General features: G+C 65.0%; 17 protein-coding genes and 4 tRNA genes. All 21 read left to right on the top strand.

What is annotated here, in order from left to right:
* The 21 genes from ltaE to IG196_RS01890 all read left to right on the top strand — a co-directional run bounded on the left by ltaE (nucleotide 1) and on the right by IG196_RS01890 (nucleotide 22888).
* Nucleotides 1-1059: a low-specificity L-threonine aldolase gene (ltaE, locus tag IG196_RS01790; RefSeq protein ID WP_192194739.1), complete on the top strand. Its 1059-nt coding sequence runs from the start codon at nucleotides 1-3 to the stop codon at nucleotides 1057-1059.
* 35 nt (nucleotides 1060-1094) lie between these two features.
* Nucleotides 1095-2117, top strand: a complete 1023-nt coding sequence (trpD, locus tag IG196_RS01795; RefSeq protein WP_192194740.1) for an anthranilate phosphoribosyltransferase — start codon at nucleotides 1095-1097, stop codon at nucleotides 2115-2117.
* Between the two features lie 37 nt (nucleotides 2118-2154).
* Entirely contained in the window at nucleotides 2155-2955 is an 801-nt protein-coding gene (trpC, locus tag IG196_RS01800) for an indole-3-glycerol phosphate synthase TrpC (protein ID WP_192194741.1), read from the top strand.
* Nucleotides 2952-3674, top strand: a complete 723-nt coding sequence (locus IG196_RS01805; RefSeq protein WP_192194742.1) for a uracil-DNA glycosylase — start codon at nucleotides 2952-2954, stop codon at nucleotides 3672-3674. The genes trpC and IG196_RS01805 overlap by 4 nt, the downstream gene beginning before the upstream one ends.
* Before the next feature lie 94 nt (nucleotides 3675-3768).
* Nucleotides 3769-3854: transfer RNA gene (locus tag IG196_RS01810), tRNA-Tyr, on the top strand.
* Between the two features lie 65 nt (nucleotides 3855-3919).
* Nucleotides 3920-3993, top strand: a tRNA-Gly gene (locus IG196_RS01815).
* A 42-nt stretch (nucleotides 3994-4035) separates the two neighbouring features.
* Nucleotides 4036-4110, top strand: a tRNA-Thr gene (locus IG196_RS01820).
* Nucleotides 4111-4183: 73 nt separating this feature from the next.
* The gene (tuf, locus tag IG196_RS01825) at nucleotides 4184-5377 is read left to right on the top strand and encodes an elongation factor Tu (RefSeq protein WP_101488430.1); all 1194 of its coding nucleotides are present in this window, start codon (nucleotides 4184-4186) and stop codon (nucleotides 5375-5377) included.
* A 21-nt stretch (nucleotides 5378-5398) separates the two neighbouring features.
* A tRNA-Trp gene (locus tag IG196_RS01830) sits at nucleotides 5399-5474 on the top strand.
* 101 nt (nucleotides 5475-5575) lie between these two features.
* Nucleotides 5576-5959: a preprotein translocase subunit SecE gene (gene secE / locus IG196_RS01835; protein ID WP_062479313.1), complete on the top strand. Its 384-nt coding sequence runs from the start codon at nucleotides 5576-5578 to the stop codon at nucleotides 5957-5959.
* Nucleotides 5959-6570 carry a transcription termination/antitermination protein NusG gene (nusG, locus tag IG196_RS01840; RefSeq protein ID WP_099794852.1) on the top strand — a complete coding sequence of 204 codons (612 nt, stop codon included), beginning with the start codon at nucleotides 5959-5961 and terminating at the stop codon, nucleotides 6568-6570. The genes secE and nusG overlap by 1 nt, the downstream gene beginning before the upstream one ends.
* Before the next feature lie 141 nt (nucleotides 6571-6711).
* Nucleotides 6712-7143: a 50S ribosomal protein L11 gene (gene rplK / locus IG196_RS01845; RefSeq protein ID WP_056584627.1), complete on the top strand. Its 432-nt coding sequence runs from the start codon at nucleotides 6712-6714 to the stop codon at nucleotides 7141-7143.
* On the top strand, nucleotides 7144-7842 hold the full coding sequence (rplA, locus tag IG196_RS01850; protein WP_101488432.1) for a 50S ribosomal protein L1: 699 nt from the start codon (nucleotides 7144-7146) through the stop codon (nucleotides 7840-7842).
* Between the two features lie 247 nt (nucleotides 7843-8089).
* Nucleotides 8090-8632 (top strand): 50S ribosomal protein L10, encoded by a 543-nt coding sequence (gene rplJ, locus IG196_RS01855; protein ID WP_099794853.1) that lies wholly within the window; start codon nucleotides 8090-8092, stop codon nucleotides 8630-8632.
* A gap of 45 nt (nucleotides 8633-8677) precedes the next feature.
* Complete coding sequence (gene rplL, locus IG196_RS01860) at nucleotides 8678-9049, top strand: 50S ribosomal protein L7/L12 (protein WP_101488433.1); 372 nt, start codon at nucleotides 8678-8680, stop codon at nucleotides 9047-9049.
* A 301-nt stretch (nucleotides 9050-9350) separates the two neighbouring features.
* Nucleotides 9351-13475: a DNA-directed RNA polymerase subunit beta gene (gene rpoB, locus IG196_RS01865; protein WP_192194743.1), complete on the top strand. Its 4125-nt coding sequence runs from the start codon at nucleotides 9351-9353 to the stop codon at nucleotides 13473-13475.
* 21 nt (nucleotides 13476-13496) lie between these two features.
* Nucleotides 13497-17732, top strand: coding sequence for a DNA-directed RNA polymerase subunit beta' (rpoC, locus tag IG196_RS01870; RefSeq protein WP_101488435.1), 4236 nt, complete (start codon nucleotides 13497-13499; stop codon nucleotides 17730-17732).
* Between the two features lie 115 nt (nucleotides 17733-17847).
* A complete protein-coding gene (locus IG196_RS01875; protein WP_099794857.1) occupies nucleotides 17848-18447 on the top strand; it encodes a lema family protein in 600 nt (199 codons plus the stop codon).
* A gap of 94 nt (nucleotides 18448-18541) precedes the next feature.
* Entirely contained in the window at nucleotides 18542-19939 is a 1398-nt protein-coding gene (rsmB, locus tag IG196_RS01880) for a 16S rRNA (cytosine(967)-C(5))-methyltransferase RsmB (RefSeq protein WP_192194744.1), read from the top strand.
* The gene (locus tag IG196_RS01885; protein ID WP_412556364.1) at nucleotides 19917-20561 is read left to right on the top strand and encodes a DUF4390 domain-containing protein; all 645 of its coding nucleotides are present in this window, start codon (nucleotides 19917-19919) and stop codon (nucleotides 20559-20561) included. Before rsmB ends, IG196_RS01885 begins: the two co-directional genes overlap by 23 nt.
* Nucleotides 20558-22888: a sensor histidine kinase gene (locus IG196_RS01890; RefSeq protein ID WP_192194745.1), complete on the top strand. Its 2331-nt coding sequence runs from the start codon at nucleotides 20558-20560 to the stop codon at nucleotides 22886-22888. The genes IG196_RS01885 and IG196_RS01890 overlap by 4 nt, the downstream gene beginning before the upstream one ends.
* Nucleotides 22889-22912 lie beyond the last annotated feature (24 nt).

Genomic DNA, 22912 nt, shown 5'->3' on the forward strand with positions numbered 1-22912 from the left:
ATGACCGACCGCTCTTCCCTCGTCGACCTGCGCAGCGACACCGTCACGCAGCCCACGCCCGCGATGCGCGAGGCCATGGCGGCCGCACCGCTGGGCGACGACGTCTTCAGCGCCGACCCGAGCGTGAACGCGCTGCAGGAGAGGATCGCCGCGCTGCTGGGCTTCGAGGCGGCGCTGTTCGTGCCCACCGGCACGCAGAGCAACCTGTGCGCGATCCTGTCGCATTGCGGCCGCGGCGACGAGTACATCGTCGGCCAGCAGGCGCATGCGTACCGCTGGGAAGGCGGCGGCGCCGCGGTGTTCGGCAGCGTGCAGCCGCAACCGCTCGACCACGCGCCCGACGGCACGCTGCCGCTCGCGCAGATCGAAGCGGCCATCAAGCCCGACGACGCGCACTTCGCACGCACGAAGCTGCTGGCGCTGGAGAACACGCTGGGCGGCAAGCTGCTGCCCTTCGACTACGTGCAGGCCGCCACCGATCTGGCCAAGCGCAAGGGACTGCAGCGGCATCTTGATGGCGCGCGTCTCTTCAATGCTGCCACCGCGCAGGCGGCACTGAACAAGCGAGGCGACATCCGTGCCGAAGCGCGCCGCATCGCGCAGTGCTTCGACAGCGTGTCGGTGTGCTTCAGCAAAGGCCTGGGCGCGCCGGTTGGTTCGGCGCTGGTCGGTTCGCGTGACTTCATTGCGCGCGCGCACCGCATTCGCAAGATGGCGGGCGGCGGCATGCGGCAGGCGGGGTTGCTTGCTGCAGCCGCTTCGCATGCGCTCGATCACCACATCGACCGATTGGCCGACGACCATGCGCTGGCGCAGCGGCTCGCACAGGGGCTCGAAGGCATCGAGGGCCTGACTGTCGAGGCGCCGCACACGAACATCGTGTTCGTCGATCTCACGGGCGCGGCGCAGGCGCGTTCTTCGGAGCTGCTCGCCAGCCTCAACCAGCAGGGCATCCTCGCGACCGGGCTGTACCGCCTGCGCTTCGTGACGCACCTGGACGTCGATGCCGCAGGCGTCGACCGCGCTGTCGCGGCGATCCGCGGCTTCTTCAAGGCTTGAGGCCTGCCGATACGTACACACCGAGGAGACTCTTCATGATCACCCCCCAGGAAGCGCTGCAGCGCACCATCGAACACCGCGAAGTCTTCCACGACGAGATGCTGCACATCGTGCGGCTCATCATGAGCGGCGAGTGCTCGCCCGTGATGATGGCCGCGCTGATCACCGGCCTGCGCGTCAAGAAGGAAACCATCGGCGAGATCACCGCCGCAGCCGAGGTGATGCGCGAGGTGTCGACCAAGGTGCCCGTGGCCGACACCACGAACCTCGTGGACATCGTCGGCACCGGCGGCGACGGCTCGCACACCTTCAACATCTCGACCTGCTCGATGTTCGTCGCGGCCGCGGGCGGCGCCAAGGTCAGCAAGCATGGCGGGCGCAGCGTGTCGAGCAAGTCGGGCAGTGCCGACGTGCTGGAGTCGCTGGGGGTCAACATCAACCTCAAGCCCGAGCAGATCGCGCAGTGCATCGCGCAGGTCGGCATCGGCTTCATGTTTGCGCCGAACCACCATCCCGCGATGAAGAACGTCGCGCCGGTGCGCAAGGAACTCGGCATCAAGACGATCTTCAACATCCTCGGCCCGCTGACCAACCCGGCCGGCGCACCGAACATCCTGATGGGCGTGTTCCACCCCGACCTCGTCGGCATCCAGGTGCGTGCGCTGCAACGCCTCGGTGCCGAGCATGCGCTGGTGGTCTACGGCCGCGACGGCATGGACGAGATCTCACTGGGCGCGTCCACCATGATCGGCGAACTCAAGGACGGCGAGATCCGCGAGTACGAGCTGCACCCGGAAGACTTCGGCTTCCAGATGGCGAGCAACCGTTCGCTGCGCGTCGAGACGCCCGAGCAGTCGAAGACCATGCTCATGGGCGTGCTGGACAACCAGGCCGGCCCGGCGCTGGACATCGTGCTCCTCAACGCGGGCGCGGCGCTGTACGCGGCCAACGTGGTCGACTCGGTGCCGGCGGGCGTGGAGCGTTCGCGCCAGGCCATCGCCTCCGGTGCGGCCAAGGCCAAGCTCGCCGAGCTGGTCAAGGCCACCACCTCCTTCTGAGAATCAGGCCGTCGTGCCACCGAAAGCAGAGCAAGCCATGTCAGACATTCTCGACAAGATCGTCGCCGTCAAACGCCAGGAAGTCGCCGCTGCGCTGAAGCGCGCCCCGCTCGAGGCCGTGCGCTTCGACGCCGAAAGCCGCGTGCTCACGCGCGACTTCGAAGCCGCACTGCGCGCCAAGGTCGCGGCCGGCCAGGCGGCGGTGATCGCCGAGGTCAAGAAGGCCAGCCCGAGCAAGGGCGTGCTGCGTGAAGACTTCATTCCGGCCGATATCGCGCAAAGCTATGCCGAGGGCGACGGCGTGGTCAGCGCGGCCTGCCTCTCGGTGCTGACCGACAAGCAGTTCTTCCAGGGCGGCGTCGACTACCTCAAGCAGGCGCGCGCCTCGTGCGACCTGCCCGTGCTGCGCAAGGATTTCATCATCGACGCCTACCAGGTGTACGAGTCGCGCGCGATGGGCGCCGACGCGATCCTGCTGATCGCCGCCTGCCTCGACGACACGCAGATGAAGGACTACGAAGCCATCGCGCGCGGACTGGGCATGGCGGTGCTGGTCGAGGTGCACGACGCGGCCGAACTCGAGCGCGCGCTGAAGCTCAAGACGGCGCTCATCGGCGTCAACAACCGCAACCTGCGCAACTTCGAGGTGTCGATCCAGGCGACGATCGATTTGCTGCCGAAGCTGCCGGCAGATCGCCTGCCGGTGACCGAGTCGGGCATTGCCACGCGCGAGGACGTCGCCACGCTGCGCGCCGCGGGCGTCAACGCCTTTCTGGTCGGCGAAGCCTTCATGCGCGCCAAGGAACCCGGCGAGGCCCTCGCTGCGTTGTTCAAATGACGCGGCCGGATCAGCTGTCGAGCAGCGATCCTGCCGACTGGCCGGTGGCGCCGGGCTGGCAGCCGCTGGTCGACGAGTTCTTTGCGGGCGCTGTCGGGCAGAAGCTGCAGGGTATCCTGCGCGAGCGCCTCGACGCCGGGGCGGTGATCTTTCCGCCGCAGCCGCTGCGGGCGCTGGAACTCACGCCGCCGGAAGACGTGCGGGTCGTGATCCTGGGCCAGGACCCGTACCACGGGCGAGGGCAGGCCGAGGGCCTGGCCTTCTCGGTGGCGTCGGGCGTGGCCCTGCCGCCGTCGCTGCGCAACATCTTCAAGGAACTCCAGCGCGACCTGGGCACGCCGCCGCCGGCGTTTCCGAACCCGGGCGGCAGCCTCGTGAAATGGGCGACGCACGGCGTGCTGCTGCTCAACACCTGTCTCACGGTCGAAGAAGCCCAGCCGGCCAGCCATGCAGGTCGCGGCTGGGAGGTGCTCACGGACGCCGTGATTCGCCATGTGGCGCAGGGCGAACGGCCTGTTGTTTTTATGCTATGGGGCTCGCATGCGCAGAGTAAGCGCGCGTTGATCGATGTTGAGCGCCATAAGGTGCTGATGTCGAATCATCCCTCGCCGCTTTCTGCGCTTCGGCCGCCCGTTCCGTTCATCGGTTGCGGCCATTTCGGTGAAGCCCGTGCATGGCGTGAGGCGCAGGAGTCGGGAGGCTCCGAACTTCGCTCATAATCAGAGGCTTCACACCTCGAGCAGGTTTCCCCGCTTCATCTTTTGCTGGGAATCCTGTGTAGTCACAAAATCGTGCTATATTTCGAGGTTCGCCGGAGAGGTGGCCGAGTGGTTAATGGCAGCAGACTGTAAATCTGCCCTCTTACGAGTACGCTGGTTCGAATCCAGCCCTCTCCACCAGCGATGAATTTGGTTTCTAAGAGCGATTGGATCTAGCGCTTTGGGTGCCTTGAAGTGCCCCCGATGCGGGAGTAGTTCAATGGTAGAACCCCAGCCTTCCAAGCTGATGACGCGGGTTCGATTCCCGTCTCCCGCTCCAGAGACCCGGTTCGGCGCCGGAAGCGATTTGGTTAGAACAAAAGCCCTTTTGGCTCAGTGGTAGAGCACTCCCTTGGTAAGGGAGAGGTCGCGGGTCCGATTCCCGCAAAGGGCACCAGTTTTCTGGGGTTGCAACGACAGGCTTGCGACCCATCTGCATGCGTTGAAATCGTTTTTTTCGGAGTCGAAAAATGGCAAAAGGTAAATTCACCCGCACCAAGCCGCACGTGAACGTGGGCACGATCGGTCACGTTGACCACGGCAAGACGACGCTGACGGCTGCGATCGCAACCGTTCTGTCGGCCAAGTTCGGCGGCGAAGCCAAGGCTTACGACCAGATCGACGCAGCGCCCGAAGAAAAGGCCCGCGGCATCACGATCAATACCGCGCACGTCGAGTACGAAACGGCCAACCGCCACTACGCACACGTCGACTGCCCCGGTCACGCCGACTATGTGAAGAACATGATCACGGGCGCCGCTCAAATGGACGGCGCCATCCTGGTGTGCTCGGCCGCTGACGGCCCGATGCCCCAGACCCGTGAACACATCCTGCTGGCTCGCCAGGTGGGCGTGGGCTACATCATCGTTTTCCTGAACAAGTGCGACATGGTCGACGACGCCGAGCTGCTCGAGCTGGTCGAAATGGAAGTGCGCGAGCTGCTCGACAAGTACGAGTTCCCTGGCGACGACACCCCCATCATCCACGGCTCGGCCAAGCTCGCTCTCGAAGGCGACAAGGGCAAGCTGGGCGAAGAAGCCATCCTGAAGCTGGCCGAAGCGCTGGACACGTACATCCCCACGCCTGAGCGCGCTGTGGACGGCACGTTCCTGATGCCCGTCGAAGACGTGTTCTCGATCTCGGGTCGCGGCACCGTGGTGACCGGCGCCGTTGAGCGCGGCGTGATCAAGGTCGGCGAAGAAATCGAAATCGTCGGCATCCGCCCGACGGTCAAGACCACCTGCACCGGCGTGGAAATGTTCCGCAAGCTGCTGGACCAAGGTCAAGCGGGCGACAACGTCGGCGTGTTGCTGCGCGGCACGAAGCGCGAAGAAGTCGAGCGCGGCCAAGTGCTGTGCAAGCCCGGCTCGATCAAGCCGCACGTGCACTTCACCGCCGAGGTTTATGTCCTGTCCAAGGACGAAGGCGGCCGTCACACGCCGTTCTTCAACAACTACCGTCCGCAGTTCTACTTCCGCACGACGGACGTGACCGGCGCGATCGAGCTGCCCACGGACAAGGAAATGGTCATGCCCGGCGACAACGTCAGCATCACCGTGAAGCTGATCAACCCGATCGCGATGGAAGAAGGCCTGCGCTTCGCCATCCGTGAAGGCGGCCGTACCGTGGGTTCGGGCGTCGTGGCCAAGATCCTCGACATCTAAGCCAAGCGTAAAGAGTACCGGAGGGGTATAGCTCAATTGGCAGAGCGTCGGTCTCCAAAACCGAAGGTTGTAGGTTCGATTCCTACTGCCCCTGCCACCTAGGTGGCACCCCGACAAGCCCATCGCGATCCGGTGGGCTTCGGCGTCTCAAGGGACGCATTGAATTGAAGGCCGCAAGGTCACAGGAAATCAGCCGACATGGCCACTTCTCAAATCGAAACCGTGAGCACGGGTGCCGACAAAGCCAAGCTGGCTGCGGCGGTGGTGCTGGCAGTGGGCGCCATCGTGGCGTTCTACCTGCTGTCGCGCCAAGGCTCGCTGGTGCAATGGGCTGCGCTGCTGGTCGGCCTGGCCGCGGCCGTGGGCGCCTTCGGCAGCTCCGAGAATGGCCGTCAGCTGTGGGCTTTCGGTCGTGACTCGTGGCGCGAGGTCAAGAAGGTCGTCTGGCCGACCCGCAAGGAATCGATGCAGATGACGGCCTATGTGTTCGCCTTCGTGGCGATCATGTCCGTCTTCCTCTGGCTCACCGACAAGACGCTCGAATGGGTGTTCTTTGACCTCATTCTGGGCTGGAGAAAATAATGACCGACGACGCAGTTGAAACCACGCCGAGCACGCCGGAAGAGGAGAAAAATCCCCTTCTGATGCCTGCTGCCAACCCTGATCTGCGGTGGTACGTGGTGCATGCCTATTCAGGCATGGAGAAGGCTGTCGAGCGCAACATCACCGAGCGCATCACCCGCGCCGGCATGCAGGACAAGTTCGGCCGCATCCTGGTCCCGACCGAAGAAGTGGTCGAAATCAAGAATGGCCAGAAGCGCACCACCGAGCGCCGCTTCTTCCCGGGCTACGTGCTGGTCGAAATGATCATGGATGACGAGAGCTGGCACCTGGTGAAGCACACCAACAAGGTGACGGGTTTCGTGGGCGGTGCCAAGAACCGTCCGGCTCCGATCTCGCAGAAGGAAGTCGAGGACATCGTCAACCAGATGCAGCAGGGCACCGAGAAGCCGCGTCACAAGGTCGAGTTCACCGTGGGTGAATTTGTGCGCGTCAAGGAAGGCCCGTTCACCGACTTCAATGGCACGGTGGAAGATGTCAACTACGAGAAGAGCAAGGTCAGCGTGTCGGTCATGATTTTCGGCCGCGCCACCCCTGTGGAGCTCGAATTCGGTCAGGTCGAGAAGACCTGATCCCACGGCCTGCCTTCGGGCGGGCCTGCTAGTTTCCGGCTGCGCGTTGTCCGACTCGGCGCGCGGCTTTGATCGAAGAGTCGTTTAACCCCGGGGAGCCGCGGCGAAAGCCAAGGCGATATCACCCGCAAGGAGCAAAGCATGGCGAAAAAAATCGTCGGCTTCATCAAGCTGCAAGTGCCAGCTGGTAAGGCCAACCCGTCACCACCCATCGGTCCCGCACTGGGCCAGCGTGGTTTGAACATCATGGAGTTCTGCAAGGCGTTCAACGCGCAAACCCAAGGCGTCGAGCCGGGTCTGCCGCTGCCGGTGGTCATCACCGCGTTCGCTGACAAGAGCTTCACCTTCATCATCAAGACGCCCCCGGCGATCACCTTGATCAAGAAGGCCATCAAGCTGGACAAGGGCTCGGCCCGTCCGCACACCGACAAGGTCGGCAAGATCACGCGCGCTCAGCTCGAGGAAATTGCCAAGGCCAAGATGAAGGACCTGACTGCCGCCGACCTCGACGCAGCAGTTCGCACCATCGCCGGCTCGGCCCGCTCGATGGGCGTGAATGTGGAGGGCGTGTAAATGTCCAAGATCACCAAGAAGCAAAAGTCGCTCGAAGGCAAGGTCGACAGCAACAAGCTGTACGCCCTGGCTGACGCCATCGTCATCGTCAAGGACGCCGCTACCGCCAAGTTCGACGAATCGATCGACGTGGCTGTGCAGCTCGGCATCGACGCGAAGAAGTCGGACCAAGTGGTCCGCGGTGCTGTCGTGCTGCCGAACGGCACCGGCAAGACCAAGCGCGTTGCTGTGTTCGCCCAAGGCGCCAAGGCTGAAGAAGCCAAGGCCGCCGGCGCCGACATCGTCGGCATGGACGACCTGGCTGCGATGGTCAAGGCTGGCGACATGCCTTTCGACGTCGTGATCGCTGCTCCTGACGCCATGCGCGTCGTCGGTACGCTCGGTCAGATCCTCGGCCCGCGTGGCCTGATGCCCAACCCCAAGGTTGGCACCGTGACGCCTGACGTCGCCACCGCTGTCAAGAACGCCAAGGCTGGCCAGGTCCAGTTCCGCGTCGACAAGGCCGGCATCATCCACGGCACGATCGGCCGTCGCTCGTTCGACAACGACAAGCTGCAAGGCAACCTCGCTGCGCTGATCGACGCTCTGGTCAAGGCCAAGCCCGCGACCAGCAAGGGTGTGTACCTGCGCAAGGTGGCTGTGTCGTCGACCATGGGTCTGGGTGTCCGCGTGGACACGCAAACCATCTCGGCGAGCTGAAGAGATTGGCCCGGCTCTGAAAGGGGCAGGGCGAATGTGGTGGGTCGCGGCAGCTTCGGTTGCCGCGAGCCATCCAAGACCGCTGGTGTGCAGGGCGCTGCACTTAATGGCCGGATCGATCCTTCCGGTATCCAGCGCAGATGGCGACCCCACTGCAAGGAATTTGATTTTTGTTCCGAAACAGTTGGTCGCTGCATGAAGCGCGATCCGAGGCCCCGGCCGAAGGTCGCATTAAAAGGAGTAGACCTTGAGTCTGAATCGCAGTGAGAAAGAAGCGGTCATCAGTGATGTGACCAGCCTCGCCGCAAAAGCTCAAACGCTCGTGATGGCGGAATACCGTGGTATTTCGGTTGCCGACATGACCAAACTGCGTGCCGAAGCTCGCAGCAAGGGTGTGACCCTGAGTGTTCTGAAGAACACCCTGGCACGCCGTGCTGTGGCTGGTAGCGCATTTGAAGTCATTGGCGACCAGATGACCGGTCCGCTGATCTACGGCTTTTCCGAAGACGCAGTGGCCGCCGCCAAGGTGGTGGCCGACTTCGCGAAGACCAACGACAAGTTGGTGATTCGCGGTGGTGCGTTTGGCGGCAAGGCCCTGGACGTGAACGGCGTGAAGCAGCTCGCAAGCATCCCTTCGAAGGAAGTGCTGTTGGCGCAGTTGCTGGGCTTGATGCAATCCCCGATTTCCCGTACGGCACGCGTTCTCGCGGCGCTGGCCGCGAAGCGTGGCGAAGGCGAAGCAGCACCCGCAACCGATGCACCGGCGGAAGCCGAAGCGCAGCCCGCGTAAGCGGCCCGCGTTCGAAATATTCAACCCAATTGTTAGGAAACAAAAATGGCATTCGATAAAGACGCATTTCTGACCGCGCTTGACGGCATGACGGTCCTGGAACTCAACGACCTGGTGAAAGCCATCGAAGAGAAGTTTGGCGTGAGCGCTGCCGCCATGGCGGGCCCCGCAGCTGCCGGCCCCGCCGCTGCAGCCGTTGAAGAACAAACCGAATTCAACGTCATGCTGATGGATGCTGGCGCGAACAAGGTGTCGGCGATCAAGGCCGTGCGCGAAATCACCGGCCTGGGCCTCAAGGAAGCCAAGGACCTGGTGGAAGCCGCTCCCAAGGCTGTCAAGGAAGGCCTGTCGAAGGCTGACGCTGAAGCCGCCAAGAAGAAGCTGGAAGATGCCGGTGCCAAGGTGGAACTGAAGTAATTCAGACCCCCTAGAGGGCTGGAGGTGCCTGAAAAGGCCCTCCAGCCTTTGCCGCTTTCAGAGCGCACCCAAAAGCCGGCTTGGTTCCGGCTTTCCCGAAGACCGAAAGGTCGACGGAAAAGCAAAAACCAAGACGATTTTTGAGTGTCTTCTGAACCCGACTGCAGAAGACCCCTTGGTTCGGGCGATGTGCAATGCATCGCCGTCCGCCAACGGCTGGTAGTGGCCAGCCGCCAAGCAGTGATGCCGTTCGTCCGGCATCGCTGACAAGTCGCTGAAGATCTCAAGCACCGGAGCTCTCATGGCCCAATCGTCCGCGTACAGTTACACCGAACGCAAGCGCATCCGAAAAAGTTTCGGTAACCGCGACAGCGTCGTCGAAATCCCTTACCTGCTGCAGATGCAGAAAGACGCGTACACCGCGTTCTTGCAAGCCGGCATCGCCCCCAAACAACGCACCGTCGAAGGCCTGCAGGCCGCGTTCGACGCCGCCTTCCCGATCGTCTCGCACAACGGTTTCGTCGAGATGAAGTTCCTCGAGTACAACCTGGCGAAGCCGGCGTTCGATGTGCGTGAGTGCCAGACCCGTGGTCTGACCTTCGCCTCGGCCGTGCGCGCCAAGGTGCAGCTCATCATCTATGACCGCGAGTCGTCGACGTCGCAGTCGAAGGTGGTCAAGGAAGTGAAGGAACAAGAGGTCTACATGGGCGAAGTGCCGCTCATGACCGACAAGGGTTCGTTCATCATCAACGGCACCGAGCGCGTGATCGTCTCGCAGCTGCACCGTTCGCCCGGCGTGTTCTTCGAACACGACAAGGGCAAGACGCACAGCTCGGGCAAGCTGCTGTTCTCGGCCCGCGTGATTCCTTACCGCGGTTCGTGGCTCGACTTCGAGTTCGACCCGAAGGACATGCTGTACTTCCGCGTGGACCGTCGCCGCAAGATGCCGGTCACGATCCTGCTGAAGGCCATCGGCCTGAACCCGGAATCGATCCTCGCGAACTTCTTCGTGAACGACAACTTCCGCCTGATGGACAGCGGCGCGCAGATGGAGTTCGTCTCCGAGCGTCTGCGCGGCGAAGTCGCGCGCTTCGACATCACCGACAAGTCGGGCAAGGTCGTGGTCGCCAAGGACAAGCGCGTCACGGCGCGCCACACGCGTGAGCTCGAGCAGGGCGGCACCACGCACATCAGCGTGCCGGAAGACTTCCTGATCGGCCGCGTCATCGCCCGCAACATCGTCGACGCCGACTCCGGCGAAATCCTGGCCAAGGCCAACGACGAACTGACCGAAGCGCTGCTGAAGAAGCTGCGTACCTCGGGCGTGCAGGACATCCAGGTCATCTACACGAACGAACTGGACCAGGGCGCGTACATCTCGCAGACGCTGCGCATCGACGAAACCGTCGATGAGTTCGCTGCGCGCGTGGCCATCTACCGCATGATGCGCCCCGGCGAGCCGCCGACGGAAGACGCAGTGCAGGCCCTGTTCCAGCGCCTGTTCTACAACCCGGACACGTACGACCTGTCGCGCGTGGGCCGCATGAAGTTCAACGCCAAGGTCGGCCGCGACGAGTCGACCGGCCCGATGGTGCTGACCAACGAAGACATCCTGGCTGTCGTCAAGATCCTCGTGGACCTGCGCAACGGCAACGGCGAAGTCGACGACATCGACCACCTGGGCAACCGCCGCGTGCGTTGCGTCGGCGAACTGGCCGAAAACCAGTACCGCACCGGCCTGGCACGTATCGAGAAGGCCGTGAAGGAACGTCTGGGTCAGGCCGAGCAAGAGCCGCTGATGCCGCACGACCTGATCAACAGCAAGCCGATCTCGGCCGCGCTGAAGGAATTCTTCGGTGCGTCGCAGCTGTCGCAGTTCATGGACCAGACGAACCCGCTGTCCGAAATCACCCACAAGCGCCGCGTGTCGGCCCTTGGCCCGGGTGGTCTGACGCGTGAACGTGCAGGCTTCGAAGTGCGCGACGTGCACGTGACCCATTACGGCCGTGTGTGCCCGATCGAAACGCCTGAAGGCCCGAACATCGGTCTGATCAACTCGCTGGCCCTGTACGCCCGCCTGAACGAATACGGCTTCATCGAGACGCCGTACCGTCGCGTGGTCGACAGCAAGGTCACGATGGACATCGACTACCTGTCGGCCATCGAAGAAGGCAAGTACGTCATCGCCCAGGCCAACGCGGTCCTGGACAAGGACGGCAAGCTGACCGGCGACCTGGTCTCGGCACGTGAAGCCGGCGAATCGATCCTGGTCGGTGCCGAACGCATCCAGTACATGGACGTGTCGCCCGCGCAGATCGTGTCGGTGGCTGCCTCGCTCGTGCCGTTCCTGGAGCACGACGATGCGAACCGCGCATTGATGGGCGCCAACATGCAGCGTCAGGCCGTGCCTGTGCTGCGCCCCGAAAAGCCGATGGTCGGTACCGGCATCGAGCGCGTTTCCGCGGTCGACTCGGGCACCGTGGTCACGGCCACCCGCGGCGGTATCGTCGACTACGTCGATGCGACCCGTGTCGTGGTGCGCGTGAACGACGCCGAAGCGGCAGCCGGTGAAGTCGGTGTGGACATCTACAACCTGATCAAGTATCAGCGTTCGAACCAGAACACCAACATCCACCAGCGTCCCATCGTCAAGCGCGGCGACAAGATCGCCAAGGGCGACGTGGTGGCCGACGGCGCATCGACCGACCTCGGCGAACTGGCCCTCGGCCAGAACATGCTGATCGCGTTCATGCCCTGGAACGGCTACAACTTCGAAGACTCGATCCTGATCTCCGAACGCGTCGTCGCCGAAGACCGCTACACCTCGATCCACATCGAGGAACTGGTGGTGATGGCGCGCGACACGAAGCTGGGCGCCGAAGAAATCACGCGCGACATCCCGAACCTGGCCGAGCAGCAGCTCAACCGCCTCGACGAATCCGGCATCATTTATGTCGGCGCCGAAGTGCAGCCGGGCGACACGCTGGTGGGCAAGGTCACGCCGAAGGGCGAGACCACGCTGACGCCGGAAGAGAAGCTGCTTCGCGCCATCTTCGGCGAGAAGGCTTCCGACGTGAAGGACACCTCGCTGCGTGTGGACCAGGGCTCGCAAGGCACTGTGATCGACGTGCAGGTGTTCACCCGCGAAGGCATCCAGCGCGACAAGCGCGCCCAGCAGATCATCGACGACGAGCTGAAGCGCTTCCGCCTTGATTTGAACGACCAGCTGCGCATCGTCGAAGCCGACGCGTTCGACCGTATCGAGAAGCTGCTGACCGGCAAGGTCGCCAACGGCGGCCCGAACAAGCTGGCCAAGGGCACCAAGCTCGACAAGGCCTACCTGTCGTCGGTCGAGAAGTTCCACTGGTTCGACATCCGTCCGGCGGAAGACGAAGTGGCTTCGCAGCTCGAGTCGATCAAGAACTCGCTCGAGCAAACGCGCCACAGCTTCGACCTCGCGTTCGAAGAAAAGCGCAAGAAGCTCACGCAGGGCGACGAGCTGCCCGCGGGCGTGCTCAAGATGGTCAAGGTCTACCTGGCCGTCAAGCGCCGCCTGCAACCCGGCGACAAGATGGCCGGCCGTCACGGCAACAAGGGTGTGGTGTCCAAGATCGTTCCGGTCGAAGACATGCCCCACATGGCCGACGGCACGCCGTGCGACATCTGCCTGAACCCGCTGGGCGTGCCTTCGCGGATGAACGTGGGCCAGGTGCTTGAAGTGCACTTGGGCTGGGCCGGCAAGGGCATCGGCCAGCGCATCGGTGACATGCTGCAGCAAGAGGCCAAGGTGGCCGAGCTGCGCAAGTTCCTGGAGCAGCTGTACAACGGCTCGGGCCGCAAGGAAGAGCTCGGCCAGCTGAGCGACACCGAGCTGCTCGATATGGCGGCCAACCTGCAAAGCGGCGCGACCTTCGCGACGCCGGTGTTCGACGGCGCCTCGGAAGAAGAAATCCGCGGCATGCTGAAGCTCGCCTACCCGGACGACATCGCCAAGCTCAAGGGCCTGACCGATACGCGCACCCAGGCGTACCTGTACGACGGCCGCACCGGCGACCAGTTCGAGCGTCCCGTCACTGTCGGCTACATGCACTTCTTGAAGCTGCACCACTTGGTCGACGACAAGATGCACGCTCGTTCGACCGGCCCGTACTCGCTCGTCACGCAACAACCGCTGGGCGGCAAGGCCCAGTTCGGTGGCCAGCGCTTCGGTGAAATGGAAGTGTGGGCACTGGAAGCCTACGGCGCCGCTTACGTGCTGCAGGAAATGCTGACCGTGAAGTCCGACGACGTGGTCGGCCGCACCAAGGTGTACGAGTCGATCGTCAAGGGCGAACACTCGATCGAAGCCGGCATGCCGGAATCGTTCAACGTGCTGGTCAAGGAAATTCGTTCGCTGGGTCTCGACATCGAGCTCGAGCGTTCCTAAGTTGAAAAGGGAAAGAGTCTTATGAAATCGCTACTCGACCTGTTCAAGCAATTCACGCCCGATGAGCATTTCGATGCCATCAAGATCGGCATGGCTTCGCCCGAGAAGATCCGTTCGTGGTCTTTCGGCGAGGTGAAGAAGCCTGAGACGATCAACTACCGCACGTTCAAGCCCGAGCGCGACGGTCTGTTCTGCGCCAAGATCTTCGGCCCCATCAAGGACTACGAGTGCCTGTGCGGCAAGTACAAGCGCCTGAAGCACCGCGGCGTGATCTGCGAGAAGTGCGGCGTTGAAGTCACGCAGACCAAGGTGCGTCGCGAGCGCATGGGTCACATCGACCTGGCCGCGCCCTGCGCCCACATCTGGTTCCTGAAGTCGCTGCCGTCGCGTCTGGGCCTCGTGCTCGACATGACGCTGCGCGACATCGAACGCGTGCTGTACTTCGAAGCGTACGTGATCACCGACCCCGGCATGACCCCGCTGAAGAAGTTCGGCATCATGTCCGAGGACGACTACGACGCCAAGCGCAAGGAATACGGTGACGAGTTCATCGCCAAGATGGGCGCCGAAGGCATCAAGGACCTGCTCGAAGGCATCGAACTCGACAGCGAGATCGAACGCCTGCGCGGCGACCTGACCGGCTCCGAAGTCAAGGTCAAGAAGAACTCCAAGCGCCTGAAGGTGCTCGAGGCCTTCCGCAAGTCGGGCATCAAGCCCAACTGGATGGTGCTCGAAGTGCTGCCCGTGCTGCCGCCGGACCTGCGTCCGCTGGTGCCGCTGGACGGCGGCCGCTTCGCGACCTCCGACCTGAACGACCTGTACCGCCGCGTCATCAACCGCAACTCGCGTCTGCGCCGCCTGCTGGAGCTGAAGGCTCCGGAAATCATTGCTCGCAATGAAAAGCGGATGCTGCAGGAAGCGGTCGACTCGCTGCTGGACAACGGTCGCCGCGGCAAGGCCATGACGGGCGCCAACAAGCGCGCACTGAAGTCGCTGGCCGACATGATCAAGGGCAAGAGCGGTCGTTTCCGCCAGAACTTGCTGGGCAAGCGCGTGGACTACTCGGGCCGTTCGGTCATCGTGGTGGGCCCGACGCTCAAGCTGCACCAGTGCGGCCTGCCCAAGCTGATGGCGCTCGAACTGTTCAAGCCTTTCATCTTCTCGCGCCTCGAAGCCATGGGCATCGCGACCACGATCAAGGCTGCCAAGAAGGAAGTCGAATCGGGTACGCCGGTGGTTTGGGACATCCTGGAAGAGGTCATCAAAGAACACCCGGTCATGCTGAACCGTGCGCCTACGCTGCACCGTTTGGGCATCCAGGCGTTCGAGCCGATCCTGATCGAAGGCAAGGCCATCCAGCTGCACCCGCTCGTTTGCGCGGCCTTCAACGCCGACTTCGACGGCGACCAGATGGCTGTCCACGTGCCGCTGTCGGTGGAAGCACAGATGGAAGCCCGTACGCTGATGCTGGCCTCCAACAACGTGCTGTTCCCGGCTTCGGGCGAACCGTCGATCGTTCCTTCGCAGGACGTGGTGCTGGGTCTGTACTACACGACCCGCGACCGCATCAACGCCAAGGGCGAGGGCCTGGTCTTCTCCGACATCGGTGAAGTCCAGCGCGCGCTCGACGCCGACGTGGTTGTGCTCACCGCCAAGATCGCCGTGCGCATCACGGAGTACACCAAGGACAAGGAAACCGGCGTGTTCACGCCGTCGACCTCGCTGGTGGACACCACCGTGGGCCGCGCCCTGCTGTCCGAGATCCTGCCCAAGGGCCTGCCGTTCTCGAACATCAACAAGGCGCTGAAGAAGAAGGAAATCTCCAAGCTCATCAACGTCTCGTTCCGCAAGTGCGGCCTGAAAGAGACCGTCGTGTTCGCCGACAAGCTGCTGCAAAACGGCTTCCGTCTGGCAACCAAGGCCGGTATCTCGATCGCGATCGACGACATGCTGGTGCCCGCTGAAAAGCACGGCATCATCGAGCGTTCAGCCAAGGAAGTGAAAGAGATCGAGCAGCAGTACGTCTCGGGTCTCGTGACCTCCGGCGAGCGCTACAACAAGGTGGTGGACATCTGGGGCAAGGCCGGCGACGAAGTGTCCAAGGTCATGATGTCCAAGCTCTCCAAGGAGCGCGTCATCGATCGCCACGGCAAGGACGTGGAGCAGGAGTCGTTCAACTCCATCTACATGATGGCCGACTCCGGCGCCCGCGGTTCCGCAGCGCAGATTCGCCAGGTGGCCGGTATGCGGGGCCTGATGGCCAAGCCGGACGGCTCGATCATCGAGACGCCCATTACCGCGAACTTCCGCGAAGGCCTGAACGTGCTGGAGTACTTCATCTCCACCCACGGTGCCCGTAAGGGTCTGGCCGACACGGCGCTGAAGACGGCGAACTCGGGTTACCTGACCCGTCGTCTGGTCGACGTGACGCAAGACTTGGTCGTGACCGAGCAGGACTGCGGCACGCACGGCGGTTACCTGATGCGCGCCATCGTCGAAGGCGGTGAAGTGATCGAGTCGCTGCGCGACCGTATCCTCGGCCGCTCGGCTGCGGACGACGTGCTGCACCCGGAAAACCGTTCGGTGCTGCTCAAGGCCGGTGAGATGTTCGACGAAGACAACATCGAAGTCCTGGAAGCCCAGGGCGTCGACGAAGTCAAGGTCCGCACCGCGCTGACTTGCGAAACGCGTTTCGGCATCTGCGCGACCTGCTACGGCCGCGACCTGGGCCGCGGCGGCCTGATCAACATCGGCGAAGCCGTCGGTGTGATCGCTGCCCAGTCCATCGGTGAACCCGGCACGCAGCTGACGATGCGTACCTTCCACATCGGCGGTGCCGCTTCGCGCGCTGCCATCGCTTCGAGCGTGGAAGCCAAGTCGAACGGCTCGATCGGCTTCAACGCCACGATGCGCTACGTGACCAACAGCAAGAGCGAGCTGGTCGTGATTTCGCGTTCGGGCGAGATCGTCATTCATGACGAGCACGGCCGTGAGCGCGAGCGTCACAAGGTGCCGTACGGCGCGATCCTGGCCGTCAAGGCCGACCAGCAGATCAAGGCCGGCCACGTGCTCGCCAACTGGGACCCGCTGACCCGCCCGATCATTACCGAGTTCGCCGGCAAGGCGCAGTTCGAGAACGTCGAGGAAGGCCTGACGGTCGCCAAGCAGGTGGACGAAGTGACCGGTCTGTCGACCCTGGTCGTGATCGACCCGAAGCGCCGCGGCGCTGCCAAGGTCGTGCGTCCGCAGGTCAAGCTGATCGACGCCCAGGGCCTGGAAGTGAAGATCCCCGGCACCGACCACTCGGTGACGATCGGCTTCCCGATCGGCTCGCTGGTGCAGATCCGCGACGGCCAGGACGTGGGCCCCGGCGAAGTGCTGGCACGCATCCCGGTCGAAGGTCAGAAGACCCGAGACATCACCGGCGGTCTGCCGCGCGTGGCCGAGCTGTTCGAAGCCCGTTCGCCGAAGGACAAGGGCATGCTCGCCGAAATGACCGGTACCGTGTCGTTCGGCAAGGAAACGAAGGGCAAGATTCGCCTGCAGATCACCGATCCCGAAGGCGGCGTCTACGAAGACCTCGTGCCGAAGGAAAAGAACATCCTGGTGCACGAAGGCCAGGTGGTGAACAAGGGCGAAAGCGTGGTCGACGGTCCGGCAGACCCGCAGGACATCCTGCGCCTGCTGGGTTCGGAAGAACTCGCGCGCTACATCGTGGACGAAGTGCAGGACGTGTACCGTTTGCAGGGTGTGAAGATCAACGACAAGCACATCGAGGTGATCGTTCGCCAGATGCTGCGCCGCGTCGTGGTCGACAACATCGGCGACACGAGCTACATCTCCGGCGAACAGGTCGAACGCAGCGAAATGCTCAACACCAACGACGCCCTGCGCGCCGACGGCAAGATCCCCGCAACGTTTACCAACCTGCTGCTGGGTATCACGAAGGCGTCGCTGTCGACCGACTCGTTCATCTCGGCCGCTTCGTTCCAGGAAACGACGCGCGTGCTGACCGAAGCCGCGATCATGGGCAAGCGCGACGAGCTGCGCGGTCTGAAGGAAAACGTCATCGTCGGTCGCCTGATTCCCGCAGGCACCGGCATGGCGTACCACCAGGCCCGCAAGGTCAAGGACGCCATGGACGAGGCCGAGCGCCGCGCCATCGCCGAGTCGGAAGCCGCCGATCTGGCCGGCTCCAGCGAGAGCGAAGCGACGACCAGCACGGTGGACGCCAACGAAGGCGCTGCGACCGAGTAATTGGTTAGCATCACCGGCATGACCGGTAGCCCACGCCCCCCGACCGAACCGGTCGGGGGGCGTTTTTCTTTGTGTTTGCAGGGTTCCGACCGATGACCAAGAGGTTCTGTTTCCGATGAGCGTCCTGCCCGATTCGCTGGCCGGCTGGCTCGTTGTCGCGCTGCTGCTGTTCTGGTTCGTGGGCGCCTACAACCGGCTCGTGCGTTTGCGTGCGGCCGTGCTCCAGGCTTATGCCGTGCTCGACGTGGCGCTGCGCAAGCAGCTCGATTTCGTCCAGGCCAGCATCACCGCCGCGCCGCGGCCCGAGACGCCGCCCGAGGGCGCGCCCACTGTGGCACCGTTGCAGGCCGCCACCACGCAGCTCGCGACCCTGCTCGGCGCAACGCGGGTGCGCCCGCTCGACCCGGGCAGCATGGCGGCGCTGGCCACCGCGCTGCAGGTGCTCATTGCCGCATGGCGGCGCCAGTACCCGGGCGCGGTCACCGTGTTCGACGCGGACGGCACGCTGTCGCGGCCCGCGCCGCTGATGCCCGGCCTGGGCGGCGCGTCCGATCCGGCCGCGCCCATCGCCTGGCCCGAGCCGTCGGCTGCAGCGGAAATCGCGCGCGGCCAGTTCAACCAGGCTGTGGCGCAGTACAACGCAGGCATCGCCCAGTTTCCGGCGCTGCTCGTGGCCTGGATCGTGCGGCTGCGGCCCGCGGCCCCACTGCTTTGACCTGACCCGATCTGACGACAGGCGGGTAGCGCCTTCGTTTCTCTTTCCACCGCGCGGCGTGCTGTCTTTCTCGCCCGTTACCATCGGCTCCAACTTGCCAGCAGATCTTTCCTCCGACCCCTCTTCGGGCAGCGCCTCCTCGGCGCCGCAACAACCGCCGCTCTGGCGCCAACTGCAACTGACCGCAGGGGCGCTGGCGTCGATTCGCGCCGGCACCTCGGGCACCGTCGCGTTCGAGGCCGTCGAGGCCGTCGAGCCCGCGCTGCGCCCCGGCGTGCAGGCCCTCGGCTTCCAGGTGCTGCGCTGGCTCGGCCGCGCCGAGGCGCTGCGTCGCCACCTGGCCAAGCGCACGCCGCCGCCGTTGCCCGACGCCTTGCTGTGCACCGCGCTCGCGCTGGCCTGGCACAGCGACCACGCCCCCTACGAGCCGTTCACGCTGGTTGATCAGGCTGTTGAAGCCGCCAAGCGCAACCCGGCAACGCGCGCGCAGGCCAGCTTCATCAACGCCTGCCTGCGCCGCTTCCTGCGCGAGCGCGACGAACTCGTGGCCGCCACCGACACCGAACCGGTCGCGCAATGGAACCACCCGCGCTGGTGGATCGAGCGCCTCAAGCGCGACCATCCGCGTGACTGGCAGCGCGTGCTGTCGGCCGACAACGCCCAGGCGCCGATGACCTTGCGCGTCAACGCGTTGCAATCGACGCCGGCCGCCTACCTGTTGGAACTCGAAGCCGTGGGCCTCGGCGCCACGCGCGTCGGCACCGACGGCCTGCAGCTGACGCGGGCCCGACCCGTGCAGCAGCTCCCCGGTTTCTCCGACGGGGCCTGCTCGGTGCAGGACGCCGCCGCGCAACTCGCCGCCCCGTTGCTGCTCGACGGCCTGCTGCCGTCCAAGCCCGGCGCCGCGCCGCTGCGCGTGCTCGACGCCTGCGCCGCCCCCGGCGGCAAGACCGCGCACCTGATCGAACGGGCCGGCGCCGACGCCATCGAGGTGACCGCGCTCGAGGTCGATGCCGTGCGCAGCCGCCGCATCGACGAAACGCTCGCTCGCCTCGGCCTGAAGGCCAAGGTGGTGGTGGCCGATGCCGGCCGCCCCGCCGACTGGTGGGACGGCGTGCTGTTCGACGCCATCCTGCTGGATGCACCGTGCACCGCCTCGGGCATCGTGCGGCGCCATCCCGACGTGCGCTGGCTGCGCCGCGAGAGCGACACCGCCCAGCTGGCGACCCAGCAGGCGACGCTGCTGGCCGCGCTCTGGCCGCTCGTACGGCCCGGCGGCCGGCTGCTTTATTGCACCTGTTCCGTGTTCCGCGAAGAAGGCGCGCAACAAATTGATGCGTTTCTTGTACGCAACACCGACGCCCGATTGCTGCCGTCCCCGGGACACTTGCTGCCTCAAAGTGGGGCGAATGCCCGTGGCGTCCCGGACAATCCCTCTGGTGACCACGACGGCTTCTTCTACGCCCTGCTTGAAAAACCCGCGCCGCACTGACGGCCGCCGGTCGATCCTGCTGGCCGGTTTGCTGTTGGTCTGGGCCCTGTGGATGGCCCTGTTCCCCGCCGCCGCCACCGCCCAGGCCCGCGCCGGCGGTGCCACCATCACCCAGATGCGCCTGGAGCAGGCCGACGACGGCGTCTATCTCAGCGCGGCCGTGCAGTTCGAGCTGCCCACGCTGGTCGAAGACGTGCTCGACAAGGGCATCGCCATCTACTTCGTGGCCGAGGCCGAGGTCTTCCAGGAGCGCTGGTACTGGACCGACCGCAAGGTCGCGCAGGTGGCGCGCCACATGCGGCTGGCCTACCAGCCCCTCACGCGCCGCTGGCGGCTCAATGTGTCGCCGGTGCCGATCACCGGCGCCGCCGGCTTCGGCATCTCGCTGAACCAGAATTTCGACAGCCTCGGCGACGCGCTCGAGGCCATCAAGCGCATCGGCCGGATGCGCCTGGGCGACGCCGCCGAGATCGGCGACGAGCCGCTGCACCAGGTCACCTTCCGCTTCCGGCTCGACACCTCGCAATTGCCGCGTCCCTTCCAGATTGGCATGGTCGGGCAGGCCGAATGGAACATCGCGGCCGAGCGCACCGCCCGGCTGCCGCTGGAGAAGCAGCGGTGAGCACCAAGCCGCGCAGCGGCGCCGCGGCCACGCCCGCCGCCCGCCGCTCGCGCGCCCTGCGCTGGGCCGTGGGCGTCGGCGCGGCCATGGTCACGGCCATCGGCCTGGTGCTGATCTTCCTGCTGGCGCAGGCCACGAACAACCGCGCGCTGTACGAGCGCTACTACGTGCGCCTGTTCGGCATCAACGTGGTGGTGGCCGTGCTGCTGGTGCTGGTAATCGGCTGGGTCGCGTTCCGGCTGCTGCGGCGGCTGCGGCAGGGCAAGTTCGGCAGCCGGCTGCTGATCAAGCTCGCCGCCATCTTCGCGCTCGTGGGCGTGGTGCCGGGGGCGCTGGTCTACGTGGTGTCCTACCAGTTCGTCGCGCGCTCGATCGAGAGCTGGTTCGACGTCAAGGTGGAGGGCGCGCTCGATGCCGGCCTGAACCTGGGCCGCGCCACGCTCGACTCGCTCTCTGACGACCTCGCCGCGAAAACCCGCACCGCCAGCGCGCAGCTGGCGCAGGTGCCCGACGCGAGCGCGGGGCTGCTGCTGGAGCGCATCCGCGACCAGCTCGAAGCCACCGACGTGATCCTCTGGACCGGCTCGGGCCAGCTGGTGGCCAGCGCGGGCGCGTCGCGCTTCCAGCTCAACCCCGAGCGGCCGACCGTGCAGCAGTTTCGCCAGGTGCGCCCCGACCGCGCCGTCGCGCACATCGAGGGCCTGGAAGAAACCGCGCTGCCCAGCGCCACGCCGTCGACCGCCAGCGTGCGCGCGCTGGCCATGGTGCAGCGACCGGGCTTCGATTTCGACACCGCGCCGCGCTACCTGCAGGTCACGCGGCCGCTGCCGCCGGCCGTGGTCGCCAACGCGCTGGCCGTGCAGGAGGCCAACCGCGAGTACCAGGAGCGCGCACTGGCGCGCGAGGGGCTGCGCCGCATGTACATCGGCACGCTCACGCTGAGCCTGTTCCTGGCCGTGTTCGGCGCCGTGCTGCTGGCCGTGCTGTTCGGCAACCAGCTGGCGCGACCGCTGCTCGTGCTGGCCGACGGCGTGCGCCAGGTGGCCGCCGGCGACCTGCGGCCCACCGCCGTGCTGCAGGGCAAGGACGAACTCGGCGGCCTCACGCGCTCGTTCGCCGTCATGACGCAGCAGCTGGCCGACGCCCGCGGCGCGGTCGAGAAGACCATGGACCAGCTCGACGCCGCCCGCGACAACCTGCAGACCATTCTGGACAACCTGACCTCGGGCGTCATCGTGCTCGACGCCAAGGGCACCGTGCTGTCCACCAACCCGGGCGCCACCCGCGTGCTGCGCGCGCCGCTCGCCGCCTACGAAGGGCAGGCGCTGGTCAATGTGCCGGGCCTGGCCGACTTCGGTGCCAAGGTGCAGCAGCAGTTCGACGAGTTCCTGGTCGAGCGCATGCAGCACGGCCTGGACCACTGGCAGCACGCTTTCGAGCTGCACGCCACGGGCACCGACATGCCGCAGCAGGACGACGCCATCAACATCGTCGCGCGCGGCGCCGAGCTGCCGGGCGACGCGCGGCTGCTGGTGTTCGACGACATCTCCGAAATCGTCTCGGCCCAGCGTGCGCAGGCCTGGGGCGAGGTGGCGCGGCGCCTGGCGCACGAAATCAAGAACCCGCTCACGCCGATCCAGCTGTCGGCCGAGCGGCTCGAGATGAAGCTCTCGGGCAAGGTGGCGCCGCCCGAGCAGGCCATCCTCGTGAAGTCGGTCAAGACCATCGTCGACCAGGTCGATGCGATGAAGCGGCTGGTGAACGAGTTCCGCGACTACGCGCGACTGCCCGCGGCCGACCTCAGGCCGGTGGACCTCAATGCGCTGCTGGCCGACGTACTGCAGCTGTATCACACCGAGAACCTGCCCATCACGCTGCGCTCGGAGCTCGACGAGCGCTGCCCGCCCGTGCGCGGCGACGAACAGCAGATCCGCCAGGTCGTGCACAACCTGCTGCAGAACGCACAGGACGCCGCCGAGGCCGCCGCCAGCGGCACGGGGCAGGTGGGCGAGGTCGTCATTCGCACGCGGCTGGGCGATTCGGGCCAGCGCGTGCGCCTCACCGTGCAGGACAGCGGCCCCGGCTTTGCCGAAAATATTCTCAAGCGCGCCTTCGAACCCTACGTCACGACGAAAACAAAAGGTACCGGTTTGGGCCTGGCCGTCGTCAAGAAGATCGCCGACGAACACGGTGCGCGCATCGAGCTTTCCAACCGTGTCGTGGACGGGGCTGTGGCCGGCGCGCAAGTCTCGCTATCATTCGCGCTGGCAGGCGAACCGCGAGCAGCGGTCGCTCACACCGAAGATTCGAAGTCTTCGTCCGCCTGAGTACCGGTGAATCCAGCGCACGCG

Origin of the sequence: Variovorax sp. 38R, from assembly GCF_014843395.1 — a bacterium.
In the GTDB taxonomy this organism is placed as follows: domain Bacteria; phylum Pseudomonadota; class Gammaproteobacteria; order Burkholderiales; family Burkholderiaceae_C; genus Variovorax; species Variovorax paradoxus_H.